Origin of the sequence: Candidatus Photobacterium acropomis (genome assembly GCF_030685555.1) — a bacterium.
GTDB classification, from domain to species: Bacteria; Pseudomonadota; Gammaproteobacteria; order Enterobacterales; family Vibrionaceae; genus Photobacterium; species Photobacterium lucens.
Window position 1 is genome coordinate 2,946,274 of the sequence record NZ_CP131609.1, and the last position, 14,568, is coordinate 2,960,841.

Below are 14,568 nucleotides of genomic sequence, written 5' to 3' on the forward strand. Positions count from 1 at the left end.
ATACAATCAGATCACTAAATAATGTCATGGGTTAATTCAGTTGGATTTGTTTTATCCGCAACCAAACGTGATGGTAAAGTGAATGAGAAAGTACTGCCTTTTTCTAGTTCACTTTCAATTTCTAAATGCGAATCGTGATGGCTTAATGCATGTTTTACAATGGCTAAACCTAAACCGCTACCACCTGTTTCGCGAGAACGCGCTTTATCAACACGGTAGAAACGCTCAGTTAATCGGTGAATATGCTGCGCAGCAATACCTTCACCGCTATCAGTAACTTCTAATCGAGCACCATTAGCAACACGGTACCAACGCACATTAATATCAGCATCTGCTGGGGTATGTTTCACCGCGTTATACACCAAGTTTGAAATCGCGCTACGTAGCTGATCATCATCACCAAGCACTTTTAAACTGTGGTCGACATCAAAACTAATCTGTTGATTCTTATCACCGCTCAGTGATACCGCCTCTTTTTCTAAGATATCGAGCATCGCTGGCACATCGACTTCATCTTCTAATTCAATAGTTGGAGCCGCCTCAATTTTAGAAAGAGTAAGAAGCTGCTCTACAAGTGCATTCATTCGCGCTAACTGCTCTGTCATCACACCATGTGCGCGATCCCACATCGGGCCGACTAACATGTCTGGATCGGCCGACATTTCCAAATATCCTTGCAGTACCGTCATAGGTGTACGAAGCTCGTGAGACACGTTAGCAAAGAAATTACGACGCATACCTTCAAGCTGTTTAAGCTGAGATACATCACGTACTGCCATCAAGTATTCGCCTTCGGTGTAGCGCATAATACGAAGCTCTAACGTACGGTCGTAGTTCATTGGCGAAGTGATTTCTAAAGGCGTATCAAACGACTGACGTGATAAATAACGGACGAAATCAGGGCTGCGTAATAAGTTACTGATCGGCTGACCGGCATCATCAGGCCAGCGTAAGCCTAATAATTGCTGAGCAAGTTTATTACACCACACAATGTTGCCTTCACTGCGGAAAACAACCACCGCATCAGGTAACGATTCAGCACCATTACGGAAACGACGGATCAGCGTTGTCAGCTCTTTGCGACGACGACGATTACGCTGTTGTAAGCGATACATACCATTGAAGAGTGGCTCCCAACTACCAGAGCCGGAAGGAGGAGTAAGGCTGCGATCTTTCCACAACCAATCTGACATTTTTAGCTGATTATGAAAATGCCAGATCAGTTGGATCCATGTTGCGGCGAGTAAGAACCACGGAAGATGGCCAAAAATCATCCCAAGAATGATCCAAGGTAGATAAAATAAAATCAGCTCCCATACCAATTTTTTCCATGACAATCTTTCGACCATGTTTTACTCCTAGTAACGGAGTTATGGTATGGATCCGTTACATCTAATTTCTTTACTCGTATATACCCAAGCGACTTCAAGATGCCTGATTCAGAGCGATGTCACTGCGTTGAATTCAAGGAAGACAACGAAGCGGAATAGCGAGCTCTTTCCAAGTTGTCTGACGCAAGAAGTCGGCTCAGTGACACGCTCCCAAAGGGCGAGCGTCCTTAGCTCTCAGACTTTGTTAACGATTCTCAATGTAGAACCACTATATCTTCGAATCGTTGCCGCGCCTGAGAACTAAGGTCGTCTCGCTGAACACTACATCTTGAGGTTGCTTGGGTATAAACAACATAACCTCCAACCTTATCAAACGACGATAATGGATGAAGGCTCATTTTTACTTTATTGAGGCAACCCTAGTTTGAGTTGTAAATCACTACTATAGGCGAGTGGAAAAACGATAACCTGCTCCACGCACTGTTTGTACTAACTTATCGTGTCCACCTGCTTCTAACGCTTTGCGTAAACGACGAATATGCACATCAACAGTACGGTCTTCAACATATACGTTCGTCCCCCAAACATTATTAAGTAGCTGTTCACGACTGTATACACGCTCTTGGTGCGTCATAAAGAAGTGCAGCATCTTAAATTCTGTTGGTCCCATATCTAATGGCTCATCACCAGAAGTCACACGGTGAGAAACTGGGTCTAGTTTTAGACCTTGTACATCAATCACATCGTCTAACGCCGTTGGTGATACGCGACGCATTACTGCCTTTAAGCGTGCCATTAGCTCTTTTGGTGAGAATGGCTTAGTGATGTAATCATCTGCACCAACCTCAAGACCACGAACCTTATCTTCTTCTTCACCACGTGCTGTTAACATCACCACAGGGATCTGACGTGTAAGTTCATCGCGCTTAAGGTGTTTGATCAGGTTAATGCCTGAACCACCCGGTAACATCCAGTCCATTAGAATAAGCTCAGGGTATGGTTCGCACATTTTTTCTAGTGCTGTGTCATAGTCCTCAGCTTCGATTGCTTGATAGCCCTTTTGCTCCAACACGAAACATAGCATCTCGCGAATTGGAGCTTCATCTTCTACTACAAGAATCCTTCTTACCATAATCAATTATACCTAGTCGTTTGCTTCATCTGACCTGCGCCATTATGTGTGTTTAATATTACACTTTTGTGACCTGTTGTAATAAAACTATAAACCAAGTTGAATATCAGTTTTAAGAAACAGGTCGATTTTGGTCGATGAAAAAGATAAATGTTAAATAATTACAATAGGTTAAATATCACAAATATTAACCTTTTATGGCAATATTACTACGCCCACCGCCTTGTGCTTCTACCGCAACTTGTACACCAATACGCTCTACCAGTGTACCTACGTGAGAAATTACCCCGATTTGGCGACCATCTGCTTGCAGGGCATCTAAACAGGCTAATGCCATTTCTAAGCTATCAGGATCGAGCGTACCAAAACCTTCATCAATAAATAGCGAACCTAATTGACGGGTATCAGCAGCAAGCGATGCTAACGCTAATGCCAACGACAGCGACACTAAGAAACTTTCACCACCTGAGAGCGATTCCACACTGCGCACTTCATCACCCATATCATGGTCGATGACTTGCAGCGCTAACGGGCTGCCCGGTACAGGTTGCAGCGCATAACGAGGCGCAAGATCATGAAGGTGCTCATTGGCATTAATCACCAACTGTTGCAGCGTTAACCCTTGTGCCAAGGTACGGAATTTATTACCTGTTGCTGAGCCAATTAAATCGCTCATTTCCATCCACAGCTCAGTTTGCGTTTGCTGGGTCGCTAATGCAGAGCGTAAATCCCCTGCTTGTTTTTCAGCTTGCTCGCCTAAATCTAAGCGCTGGCGTAATTGGAATACCTGATCATCCAGTTGTGACTTTTCTGTCTGCCATTGGCTAAACAACTGCTGCTGAGTTGAAGCATCATCACTGATGTTATGCTCACTAAACCACTGCTTGGCAAGTTCAACCGTTGGCTGATAATCAACCTTTGCTTGCTGTCTTTCTTTAACAATGGTTTCGCCTTGCGACACCGCTTGCTCTAACTGTTTAAGCTCAGTGCGCTCTTGTTGTAACCATACTTCATCTTTGCTTAACAGTGCTGTTAATTCCGCTTCAGTGAGCGCCAGTTTTTCTAACCATGCTTGCCACACTTGTAGTTGCTTTCGTTGTGCCGTTTCAGATTCCGCTAACTGTTGAGTCGCGTTCTGCTGTTTGGTTAGCTCTACAGCAATCACTTCTGCTAATTGGTTTAATTGTGTTTGTAGCTGTTGGCACTGTTGCTGCTGCGCTTCAATATCTTCTTTTGCTGAGCGTTCAATCGTATCAAGTGGCTGCTCACCTACTAATTCCACACGTTGTTGCCAGCAAGCCTGTTGCTCTTTCGCTAGATGAGTCACTTTGGCTGTGATGTCATTAGCTTGTTGTTCTGCATGTTGCACACTATTGATTAACATTGCGAGCACTGGCGCAAGCTCTGTCAGCTGTTTTTCGAGCAATTGTTGTTGCTCAATATTGGTTTGATATTGCTGAATTTGCAGCTCTAAATCGGCAATAAAGCCCGCTTTACCTTGCTGGGCTAAAGCGTTTAACCATGCATCATTGCCGTAAATAGCCATTAACGCTTGTTGTCTTTCAGCAACCACATTTTGCAAGTTGTTCGCTTGTGTCGTAAACGCATTGAACTGCTCTTGCGCTTGGGTTTGTTGCTGAGTTAACAGGTAGCATTGCTCTTTCAGCTCGGCTTCTTGCTTAGTTAACTGCTGTAACTGAAGCTGTTGTTTCTTAACCTCTTCAATCAGCACTCTACGCTGTTCACCCTGCTCTTTGATCTGCAGCATTTGCGCTTTGGCATCATCGACCGCTTTCGACCAATTGGCTTGGTAATGAGAAAGCTGAGCTACATCACTGTCAGTTGATAAGGTAATTTCAGCCAACGTAATAACATCAAACTCCACTGCCATTAAATCTGTCCAATGGCATTGCTGCTGATTCACTAACCCTTGAATGGTATTATTGAATCCTGCGATATCTTGCTCAAGTTCGGTTTGACGCTGCTTATCTTGGGTTATGGATTGAGTTAGCTGACGCTGCTCAGCATGCGCATCTTGCAATTGCTTGACTAATTGCTGTAATCGCTGCTGTTGCTGGCTAATAATGCTTTCAACTTGCGGATTATGCTGCTGATAAGGATGGGTTTCCGATCCACATAATGGGCAAGCTTCACCTTCTACAAGTTGCTCTCGATAGTCAGTTAAGCTCATTACCGCGCGGCTTTGGTTTAACTGAAATTCCACTTCTTTGTGCTGCGCTTCGAGTTGTAATAACTCAGGGGCTAATGCCGCTAAACGCTGCTCACTAGTAGCAACGCTATTGATTAAACCTTGCTGCGTGAGCTGAGATTTATCACGCTGTTGCAACAAGCCATGCCATTTATCAAGACCAAATAAGCTCTCTTTCAGCTTACTGCTTAATTGCTGATACGCTGCATAGTGTTGGCGTTCTTGATCTTGTAACTGCTCTAATGCAGTAAGATCGTGCGCTGCGGTTTGCTCAGTTAATTGCAGCTTTTGCTGATCCAATGCTGATAGCTGTTTATCAAATTGGATTTGCTGCTGCGTCACTGACGCTAACGTTGTTTCACGCTGTTTGATGTCCGTTTGCAACTGGGCAATTTGGCTTTGTGCTTGTTGGAACTGGCTAATGTTATCTTTGATCGCATTTTGCTGCTCAGCCAAGGCTTTTACTCCTTGTGTTTGAGCCAATGCTGACGCCACTTGTTGCTGTTTTGATTGCGCTAACTGTTGCTGCTGTTGCTTACTCGCTAATTGCTCACGCTGTGTCGTTAGCTCTTTATTTAAGCCAGCTAATTGCTGTTGCAGCTCCGTACTTTGTTGCTGCAAACCATCACGCTTTTGCTCAATACTTGCTGCTTGTTTTAACTTTGGTTCCAGCGCATTAAATGCTTGCTGTTTTTGCGCTAATTGCTGCTGGCTTTGATCAACACAGGTTTGTAATTGCCCTTGTTGTTGCTGTTTAGCCGTTAATTCAGTGGTTGCTGATTGCAGTGACTGTTGCCACTTAATCACTTGTTGCTGAGCTTGGGTTAATAGCGTGAAATCACCGCGAGCAGGTAGTGCTTGCTCATATTTATCAAGTTGCAGATAACGTGGCGCAGCCAATTGTTGTGCTTGCTTAGTTTGAACTAATTGCTGCTCACTTTCACCAATACGTTGCGTCATTTTTTCAGCATTGACCAACACATCTTGATGCTGTTTAAGTTGCTCTAACTTTTGTTGCTGGTTCGTCACTTGCTCACGAGACGTCGCTAATTGGGCATTTAATGCATCACGCTCTTCATCAGTGAGCAGTGCGATATCACCTAACTTACCTTGAAGCTGTGTCAGTTTAAGCTTTTCATCTTTCGCTCGTTCATAAGCAGCAATGGATAATCGACCGTAAATTTCACCGCCCGTCATACGCTCTAACAATGCCGCACGTTCATCTGCCCCTGCTTTTAGAAATGCTGCAAACTCGCCTTGTGGCAACATCACAGCACGACGAAATTGATCGAAACTCAGCCCGATTAGCTTTTCAATTTCAGCTTGTAGTTCTTGTTTTTTACCTGCGAAACGCTGTCCTGTTTCAATGTTTTCTAACCATTGTTCCGCCGCTTGAATTTTACCTTCAGCACGACCACGAGCACGGCGAACATGCCAGTGAGCACGCCAATGGGAACCATCGTTAGCAACAAAATCGACTTCGGCAAAACCTTCGCCTTTACCGCGCGATAAGATGCTACGCACATCATTGGCTTTGATGCGGTTATCTTCATCATCACGCCCAATTTCAGCATCATTCTTTTTGTTAGATTGCAGACGAGGAATACGATCGTATAACGCCAAGCAAATAGCATCGAGCAAAGTAGATTTACCTGCCCCAGTTTTACCTGTGATTGCAAATAAGCCTGCGTCACCTAAGCGACCGCCAGCAAAATCAATCTCAAATTGGCTTTGTAAACTCGCTAAATTTTCACCACGAAGCGCAAGGATTTTCATTGTTATTATCTCTCTTATTCTTGTTCTTCAACTTGGGTTAATAGGGTTTCAAAGGCTTCTGCCATAGCTTCGGTTGGCTCACCATCGAACTTCTTGTTCCAACTTAATGCGAACACTTGTTGTGGTGAAACATCTGACAAACGGCGATGTTGCAAACTGTCTTGTTGCTCGCGCTGATTGTAGTACGGAGTGATTTTGGCAAGGCGAACTGACTTGCCTTCTAATGCTTGCAGCACTTTTTCACGCAGTAAAGCTTGCGGCTTATCAAGCAGCACATGCACTTCTAAAAAGGGCTGTTGCTCACGTGGCAGTTCATCGTCAGGTAGCGCTTTTAATGCTGCTAATACTTCATCTAACGGTGCAGGTTTGGTTGGTACTTTGAGCATATCAACACTTCGAGGAATAGCGATTTCATCAATGGCTTTAACGTCACTACCATCAAACTCTACAGCCAAAATTTGGTGCTTATAGTTACGCTCTGACATTGATAGCGGAATTGGCGAGCCGCTATAACGAACATGCTCTTTCTTCGCCACTTTTTGTGCTAAGTGCAAATGCCCAAGTGCGACATAACTCATGTCATCAGCAAAGATTGAAGCAGGTAGTGCATGTTGATTACCGCCTAACACACGACGCTCTGACATTTCAGATAGTTGCCCTGATGCCATATACGCGTGTCCCATGCCGATCATTGCTTGTTCTGGCGCAAGCAATGTTCGGGCGGCTTGAGTCATTTCACCGTACAGCACTTCGACCCCTTTGATTAGGCGATCGTCGTTTTCATCAAGGTTATCAGTGCGTAAATCAGCACTGCGCAAGAATGGTACAGCGAGAACATAAGCAGCCGTTTGTTGGTCTTTATTGGTAATAGACACCAACATGCGTTCAACATCTAACGTGCCGTCATCTAAGCGATGAATACCACCGACCATATGCAAATCAAAGGCTTTTAATAGTTCATGGGGCGCATCAAGCTTACTTGGTGAATCGTGGTTACCACCAATCATCACCACATCTAAATTCGGTAGCGTTTTAGATACTTTCGCCAAAAAGCGATAAAGCATACGCCAACTGCTAGCCGGCGGATTGGCAGTATCGAAAATATCCCCTGCCACTAACAAAGCATCGGCTTGCTGAGTTTCAAGTTCGTCGGCTAACCAATCTAAGAAGGCTTGGTGTTCATATTCGCGGTTATAGCCGTGGAGTTGATGCCCTAAGTGCCAGTCAGAGGTATGGATAATTTTCATAATATAATGCGCAACCTAGCCAGAAATAATCTGCTGATTGTACCGTGAGATCTCACAAACCACATCCGCTATTTCACTGCCTTGCGCTGCTATCACGGAATTTTATTTTTGATAAATAAGTCAGGGAGTTAGTTTTGGGGGAACAGGTTTGTTTTTAAGTGAATTGATATAAAAAAACGTAAAGTGAATAGATAGTCTTTTAAAGCTAAATCACAATTCAAATCCACAACCAAACTCCTCTTCGGCTATTTTAAATTGTTGAAGTGCTTCAAAGAAGTGTTCATGTACATCAAGTACTTGTATCTTTGCATCATCAGGAAGGTATAAGCAACGCACCACTCTTATACATGAATAAACTACGCTCTCTGCGCGCTGTATTTGAGATGTATCCCTTAAATTAGCTCTTCTATATCTTTGAGCTTCACAGAACATTTTATGTAATTTTTTATTATTAATTCCATCAACTTCAACAGTTAATATACCTTGAGATAAAATGTTTTGTGCTTCTGCATCGAACTTAATCATTCATTTACTCCATATAATATTTGAAATAATTAAAACTAAATCATTTCCCTAGTTCCCTTCCATATAAATATTTCATCTAAAAAGAAAAAAGTCGCTGCAGCGACTTTTATATTCACAAGAAGAAATACAAATAGATCATTTACTGATATCTAACGTATTTCTTACTAACATAACCAATCTGATCATTGAAATTTATTTTATAAAATAATGCATTATCAGAACTGAGCACTGATAGTTTTTGTCCTCTAACCACCTTGCCTAACACTTTTGAATCAGGCTTTGGTTCACTTCGCACATTGAGGCTACTAGCTGTTACTACATAAGCTTTTATCGATGAGTGGCGACGACTGTTAGTACTTCGATAGTTATTATTACTAACACTTCGATATGAAGAACTATATGAAGTGGAATAACGTCTTCTTCTTGTGCTAGAACGACGACGCCCTCTTCTTGCTTCTGCTTCCAAAGGAGCCAAACCCAGCATCAGCGCAAAAAAACCACCAATAAAGCCAAATGCTTTTCTTCTTTCGTTGTTCATATATTAATTCAGCATAAAAAAGGAGGGCATTATATACGCAACTAATTTAATTGAAATCAAATTAGTTAATTAGATTCAACCACATACATCCCATCACTAACCCCTACCAATACAACCCTTATTAATTATTACACGTTGGTAATAATTAATTACCGAATTACATTATTGTTTTTTTTTGAAAAAATTAATATAGCACCCATCGAAACGCACAAGGCGTTCACAAACATAAATACACAAGGTTTTATTACTCATGAAAACAGTTATTAAAGCAACCATCGCAGCCGCTATTATCGCTATGTCTTACAACGCTTCAGCAAAAGATGGCGACTTCACAGGTAACGTACAATTTGAAAAAGCTGTTGCTAACAGCATGAATGCAGAGCACTACCAAAAAGAAGGCACTGCAGAGCGTTCACACTCTGGTGTGGTATTCACTCAACCTAAAGCGCACCTAAGCTTTGCTGAAAAACTACTATCAGCAGCAGATAAATAAGCCGCTGAACGCTGCAAACAATACGCTCACTTTTATTATTACCTATGCGTAATAGTAATTTACTTTTAACTCTATTGTTTATATTTCAGTAAATGAGAAGATGTCGGCATCGACACCAACAACAACCATAACGATTCGGTGCCGGTAACACTCACTTTGCTATTCACACTCTGTAAAAAATTCCGGTTTATGGCACATGCGATAAGCCAACATAAATTCATAAATATTAACGGAGCTTCATTATGAGCAATGTATTCTACATGCCACCTGTAACATTAATGGGTCCTAATGCTATTCAATCTCTAGGTGCAGAACTTGCGTCAAAAGAGCTGAAAAAAGCCCTAATCGTGACAGACAGTGTATTAGTTGAAGTGGGTTTAGTTAGCAAGCTAACTGACGAGCTAACCGCTCACGGTATTGATTTCACTATTTACGATGGTGTGCAGCCAAACCCAACAGAGAAAAACATTGAAGATGGCCTAGAGCTACTTGCAAACAGCCATTCTGATTTTGTGATTTCATTCGGTGGTGGTTCTTCACACGATACTGCTAAAGGTATCGCATTGGTGGCAGCGAACGGTGGCCATATTCGTGATTACTCTAAAGGTGTACACCTTTCTAAAAAGCCACAACTTCCATTGGTAACCGTGAACACAACAGCAGGTACTGCTTCAGAAATGACAGTGTTTGCCATCATCACTAATCAAGAAGATGAAACCAAATACCCAGTGGTTGATAAGCACTTCACGCCAATTATTGCAGTGAACGATTCAGAGCTAATGGTAGCAATGCCTAAGTTCCTAACCGCTGCAACCGGTATGGATGCATTAACGCACGCTGTTGAAGCGTATGTTTCAACTGCAGCGACACCAATCACTGATGCATCTGCAATTAAAGCGATTGAGCTGATTGTAAACAACCTAGAAACTGCTGTGAACGACGGTCAAAATCGCGCAGCTCGTGATGCAATGCAGTACGGCGAGTACCTTGCAGGTATGGCATTCTCTAATGCATCTTTAGGTTACGTTCACTCAATGGCGCACCAATTAGGTGGTGTTTACGACCTGGCTCACGGCCTATGTAACGCCATCCTATTGGCAGAAGTTTCGCGCTTTAACGCGAAGCAAGTACCAGAGCGTTTTGTTGATATTGCGAAAGCAATGGGTATCGACACTGCAGCAATGACCCAAGAGCAAGCAGTAAATGCAGCCCTTGAAGCCATTGATGCACTATCTGAAAAGGTAGGCACCAAGCAACGCCTAGCAGATTTGGGTGTAACTGAAGATAAGCTAGCGTTCATGGCGCAAAATGCTCTAAACGATGCGTGTTCTTTAACCAACCCACGCAAAGCGAGCCTAGAAGAAATCGTAGCGATCTTCAAAGCACGCATGTAATACGCAACACCCTACAAAAAGGCTGGGGAACCCCAGCCTTTATTATAAAAAAAGAAGGACAAATCCAATGACTACATTAACTGAAAAGCCAGGTATCTCGCTGATCAAAGCCGGCTCTTTTAAGCTAAACGACCTAAGCAAACTGCTAGAAGTTGAAGGCCTAAAAAGCGACATGGCTGAAGTTGCTGTTACTAACAACAGTGCGCCATTGACGATTGGTCACTTCACTATGTCTCCGGGCGTAGAGTTTGAATACTTCTACGATTCTGTAGAGTACAAAGTAGTAACGAAAGGCAAGATCGTAATGCGCGATATGGAAGGCAACAAATACGTTGCTGAAGTAGGCGACGTTATTCTGTTCTCTGCTGACGTTAAAGTTATCTTCGATGCAGAAAGTGACGGTGAAGCAATCTACACTGCACACCGCCAAGCTGCAGAAGATTTTGCACCTGCAAAATAAGTGCATTTCTAGCAATCCTTTTAAAACATCTGATCAACAACGGGATTAGACGTTCGCTTTATTCCCGTTATCAACAAAGCCGCTTTTCATCAGTGGCTTTGTTTTTCATATCACTTCACGTTTTCCCTTCTTATTACCCTATCTTGACGCTAATTTTGAATCGCTACTTAGTAATTTTTAGTGGTTGAGTTAAGATGTGCGCCCCAACTGTTTAACCCTAGGAAGTGTGACTGCCATGATGTGGTTTAAGAATTTACTGACTTACCGCTTTACCCGTGAAATTGATTTAAATGCAGACCAACTGGAAAAGCAGCTGGAAGAATTTCGCTTCACGCCTTGTGGTAGCCAAGACGTTCAAAAGTTTGGCTGGGCACATGCGTTAGGCAAACACGGTGACATGTTTACCCATGTTTCTGGCGACAACATTTTGATCTGTGCACGCAAAGAAGAAAAAATGCTGCCAGCATCGGTGATCAAAGAATCACTGAACAATAAGATTGAAATGCAGGAAAAAGATCTGGGTCGTAAACTGAAAAAGACTGAGAAAGACACCCTGAAAGATGAAATCGTTATGGATTTACTGCCTCGCGCATTTAGCCGTAAATCGCAAACTTACGCTCTGATCATGCCAAAGCTGGGTTTCATCATTGTCGATGCGGGTAGCTTCAAAAAAGCGGAAGACATGTTAGCCCTGCTACGTAAGTCTATCGGTAGCTTACCTGTCGTGCCTGTTGTGGCAGAAAAACCACTGGCGTTAACTATGACTGAATGGGTTCGCAGCAACGAAGCGCCACACGGTTTCACTATGGGTGAAGAAGCAGAATTTAAAGCCGTTGAAGAAGATGGCGGTGTGATCCGTTGTAAGCAACAAGATCTGAACTGTGATGAAATTCTTGCTCACATTGAAGCCAATAAGGTTGTGACTAAACTGGCGATGAACTGGCAAGATCGTATCGACTTTGTGCTTGCCGATGATTTAACAGTGAAGCGTTTGAAGTTCTCTGATGAGCTTAAAGATCAAAACGAAGACATCGATCGTGAAGATGTTGCACAACGTATTGATGCAGATTTATCACTTATGGGTGGCGAGTTCTCTGCATTCTTACCAAACCTATTTGAAGTAGTGGGTGGTTTAGAAAACAAAGGCTAATCCCCTTTTTCTTATCTGTTGTTAAAAGACAAACCACCTAAAAGAAAAGCCGTGTCGCTGTTATGTGTTCATAACCAAGCGACACGGCTTTTTTGTTATCTCTTCTACCTATGAGAATAAGTAATTACATGCTCATTCCCATGCCTGCATTGGCTTTTTTACCTAAACGGTAATACCAAATTGAAAGCGGAATGAAGATCAGGTTCATCACGGTGGTCATGTTCATCCCAAAGCCAGATTGGTTTAAGGTTCTGACCGTTTGATCAGCACTTACCCAACCAAAGCCGTTGAAGATGGCATCGACACATAAACCAGTAAATAGGATTGAGAGGAAAAGTAACCCTACCATCCATTTGGTTGGACGTTTGCCGTAATATTTTTTGTAAACGCCCATCATTGGAATCGTTAATACATCGGCTAAGATAAAACCAATCACCCCACCAAATGAAATACCACCATGCCACAAGGCTGCCGCCAAGATTAAGTTACCTACTGAACACACATAGGCGATCATAGCGACGAAAATACCAATAATGACATCGAGCAATGAGTGCAGCCATGTTGGTAAACCTACATCGTTACTGATGAATAACGCTTTCCAGCCTTCTTGGGGTACAAGCGCAATCAAGATGGATGACACCACCACGCCAATTAAGATCTCTTTGCCTATCATGGCGAGATCCATTTGGAAGAAACCTGCTGACTTGGTGATTTTAGACATCAAGCCTGTCTCTTCTTGCGCTGGCATATCCATGTGATGATGCATGCTGTGATCATGTTTCATGGTTGACATATCCATGCCGCAGTCGCTGTCTTCATGCTTCATGTGGGACATGTCCATACTGCCATGATCGTGTTTCATGTTAGACATATCCATGCCGCAATCACTGTGGTCATGCTTCATGCTAGACATGTCCATACCGCCATGATCGTGTTTCATGTTCGACATATCCATGCCGCAATCACTGTGGTCATTCTTCATGTTAGACATGTCCATGCCGCAATCACTGTGGTCATGCTTCATGTTAGACATGTCCATGCCGCAATCACTGTGCGCATGTTTAGCTGACTCTGCATTTTCATCAAGATGCTGGCGTAGCTCTTGCTCAACATCTTTTGGATAGAAGCGACTAAACAAGAACCCTGCGGTCACAATTAAGATCAGCCCACCAATCACTTCCCCCCAAAGGAATGTCCAGCCCATTAATGCCACCAGCACAATGAACATTTCCACTATCAAGTTAGTACTAGATACTAAAAATGCCATTGCATTCGCTAAGGTCGCTTTTTTCGCTAGCAGAGTATGAGAAAGAGAAGCCGCTGCATAAGAGCATGACGAGGACACCATGCCAAGAATGGTCGTAAAGGTTAAACTTTTGGCATCGGTTTTACCCAAGTGTTTAACCACGGTATCAACGGGTAATAAATGCCGAATAAAGGATGAAAGGATCAAACCAAAAGCAAGAGGCCAAAAGATTTGCCATGACATGTTAAACAACACTGAAATGACATGAACGATGATGTTGCTATCCCCACTTTCCATGAAGACACCTTTGTTATTGTTATTTATGAGAGAAACATTAATTAAGCATAGTACGCTACTCTAAAGCATTACATTGCTTTATCGCTCAATCTAACTTTGCAAATGTGCCTAAATAAAAGTTTAGCAATATCAATAACTAGCTATTATATGAATAACAGTGACAGGTCGTGAGATGATCGTTCACCATCCCTACCGCTTGCATGAACGAATAGCAGGTCACCGCACCTATAAACTTAAAACCTTGCTTTTTTAGCACCTTACTCATATGTGCTGATTGATCGGTTTGCGCTGGTACTTCTGCCATACTCTGCCATTGATTCACCACGGTTTTGTTATCAACAAACTGCCAAAAGAAATCAACTAATGGAGTGTGTTTTCGCACTGTAATTAACAATTCGAGGTTATTTAATGCCGCCGCAATTTTGCCTCTGTGCTTGATCACATCGAACTGCTGGCAAATATGCTCAACTAAGACTTCTCGAGGTTGCGGTAATAACTCGGTTTCAATTTTTTCTAAATCAAAATCCAGAAAAGCCGCCCGATAAGCAGGACGTTTACGTAGCACCGTTAACCAGCTTAATCCGCTTTGCATACTCTCTAAAATAAAGCATTCGGCAAGGGCGTTATCATCACAGGTAGTGTTACCCCACTCAGTATCATGATAATGCTGTAACAGTGGATCGGTGGTTGCCCAATCGCAACTTATCATTGGCGTACTTTCGGTTGTCATGGATAAAGTCCTTATAAAAAAATACGGGAGTATTGCTACT

At 42.8% G+C, this 14,568-nt stretch carries 12 protein-coding genes; 4 read left to right on the forward strand and 8 right to left on the reverse strand.

Features of this window, described 5'->3' with window-relative positions; genetic code table 11:
• Positions 1-14: 14 nt before the first annotated feature.
• The 6 genes from phoR to Q7657_RS20275 form a co-directional block, all read right to left on the reverse strand.
• Positions 15-1,349 (reverse strand): phosphate regulon sensor histidine kinase PhoR, encoded by a 1,335-nt coding sequence (phoR, locus tag Q7657_RS20250; RefSeq protein ID WP_053987158.1) that lies wholly within the window; start codon positions 1,347-1,349, stop codon positions 15-17.
• 424 nt (positions 1,350-1,773) lie between these two features.
• Positions 1,774-2,463, reverse strand: coding sequence for a phosphate regulon transcriptional regulator PhoB (gene phoB, locus Q7657_RS20255; protein WP_008987779.1), 690 nt, complete (start codon positions 2,461-2,463; stop codon positions 1,774-1,776).
• A 187-nt stretch (positions 2,464-2,650) separates the two neighbouring features.
• A complete protein-coding gene (locus Q7657_RS20260) occupies positions 2,651-6,448 on the reverse strand; it encodes an AAA family ATPase (protein ID WP_107165553.1) in 3,798 nt (1,265 codons plus the stop codon).
• 14 nt (positions 6,449-6,462) lie between these two features.
• Positions 6,463-7,695, reverse strand: a complete 1,233-nt coding sequence (locus tag Q7657_RS20265; RefSeq protein ID WP_107165554.1) for an exonuclease SbcCD subunit D C-terminal domain-containing protein — start codon at positions 7,693-7,695, stop codon at positions 6,463-6,465.
• Between the two features lie 210 nt (positions 7,696-7,905).
• Positions 7,906-8,220 carry a hypothetical protein gene (locus tag Q7657_RS20270; RefSeq protein ID WP_107165555.1) on the reverse strand — a complete coding sequence of 105 codons (315 nt, stop codon included), beginning with the start codon at positions 8,218-8,220 and terminating at the stop codon, positions 7,906-7,908.
• Positions 8,221-8,359: 139 nt separating this feature from the next.
• Positions 8,360-8,758: an SH3 domain-containing protein gene (locus Q7657_RS20275; RefSeq protein WP_107165556.1), complete on the reverse strand. Its 399-nt coding sequence runs from the start codon at positions 8,756-8,758 to the stop codon at positions 8,360-8,362.
• A 250-nt stretch (positions 8,759-9,008) separates the two neighbouring features.
• On the opposite strand from Q7657_RS20275, the gene Q7657_RS20280 reads away from it, so the two are divergent.
• The 4 genes from Q7657_RS20280 (at position 9,009) to rdgC (ending at position 12,255) form a co-directional block, all read left to right on the forward strand.
• Positions 9,009-9,251, forward strand: a complete 243-nt coding sequence (locus Q7657_RS20280; RefSeq protein WP_023935465.1) for a hypothetical protein — start codon at positions 9,009-9,011, stop codon at positions 9,249-9,251.
• A 242-nt stretch (positions 9,252-9,493) separates the two neighbouring features.
• Complete coding sequence (locus Q7657_RS20285; RefSeq protein WP_042117060.1) at positions 9,494-10,645, forward strand: iron-containing alcohol dehydrogenase; 1,152 nt, start codon at positions 9,494-9,496, stop codon at positions 10,643-10,645.
• Between the two features lie 67 nt (positions 10,646-10,712).
• On the forward strand, positions 10,713-11,105 hold the full coding sequence (locus Q7657_RS20290; RefSeq protein ID WP_045071353.1) for a EutQ-related cupin domain-containing protein: 393 nt from the start codon (positions 10,713-10,715) through the stop codon (positions 11,103-11,105).
• Between the two features lie 238 nt (positions 11,106-11,343).
• Complete coding sequence (gene rdgC, locus Q7657_RS20295) at positions 11,344-12,255, forward strand: recombination-associated protein RdgC (RefSeq protein ID WP_181315472.1); 912 nt, start codon at positions 11,344-11,346, stop codon at positions 12,253-12,255.
• 124 nt (positions 12,256-12,379) lie between these two features.
• Here the strand turns inward: rdgC and Q7657_RS20300 are convergent, their stop codons facing one another.
• Positions 12,380-13,798: a permease gene (locus Q7657_RS20300; protein ID WP_107165557.1), complete on the reverse strand. Its 1,419-nt coding sequence runs from the start codon at positions 13,796-13,798 to the stop codon at positions 12,380-12,382.
• 136 nt (positions 13,799-13,934) lie between these two features.
• Entirely contained in the window at positions 13,935-14,528 is a 594-nt protein-coding gene (locus Q7657_RS20305) for a DNA-3-methyladenine glycosylase I (RefSeq protein WP_107165558.1), read from the reverse strand.
• Between the last annotated feature and the right edge of the window lie 40 nt (positions 14,529-14,568).

Excerpts from the sequence above, each read along its gene's own strand:
- phoR (WP_053987158.1), bottom strand. The coding sequence starts at position 1,349 with ATGGTCGAAAGATTGTCATGGAAAAAATTGGTATGGGAGCTGATTTTA.
- Q7657_RS20280 (WP_023935465.1), top strand. The coding sequence starts at position 9,009 with ATGAAAACAGTTATTAAAGCAACCATCGCAGCCGCTATTATCGCTATG.
- rdgC (WP_181315472.1), top strand. The coding sequence starts at position 11,344 with ATGTGGTTTAAGAATTTACTGACTTACCGCTTTACCCGTGAAATTGAT.
- Q7657_RS20300 (WP_107165557.1), bottom strand. The coding sequence starts at position 13,798 with ATGGAAAGTGGGGATAGCAACATCATCGTTCATGTCATTTCAGTGTTG.
- Q7657_RS20275 (WP_107165556.1), bottom strand. The coding sequence starts at position 8,758 with ATGAACAACGAAAGAAGAAAAGCATTTGGCTTTATTGGTGGTTTTTTT.
- Q7657_RS20305 (WP_107165558.1), bottom strand. The coding sequence starts at position 14,528 with ATGACAACCGAAAGTACGCCAATGATAAGTTGCGATTGGGCAACCACC.
- phoB (WP_008987779.1), bottom strand. The coding sequence starts at position 2,463 with ATGGTAAGAAGGATTCTTGTAGTAGAAGATGAAGCTCCAATTCGCGAG.
- Q7657_RS20260 (WP_107165553.1), bottom strand. The coding sequence starts at position 6,448 with ATGAAAATCCTTGCGCTTCGTGGTGAAAATTTAGCGAGTTTACAAAGC.
- Q7657_RS20270 (WP_107165555.1), bottom strand. The coding sequence starts at position 8,220 with ATGATTAAGTTCGATGCAGAAGCACAAAACATTTTATCTCAAGGTATA.
- Q7657_RS20290 (WP_045071353.1), top strand. The coding sequence starts at position 10,713 with ATGACTACATTAACTGAAAAGCCAGGTATCTCGCTGATCAAAGCCGGC.
- Q7657_RS20265 (WP_107165554.1), bottom strand. The coding sequence starts at position 7,695 with ATGAAAATTATCCATACCTCTGACTGGCACTTAGGGCATCAACTCCAC.
- Q7657_RS20285 (WP_042117060.1), top strand. The coding sequence starts at position 9,494 with ATGAGCAATGTATTCTACATGCCACCTGTAACATTAATGGGTCCTAAT.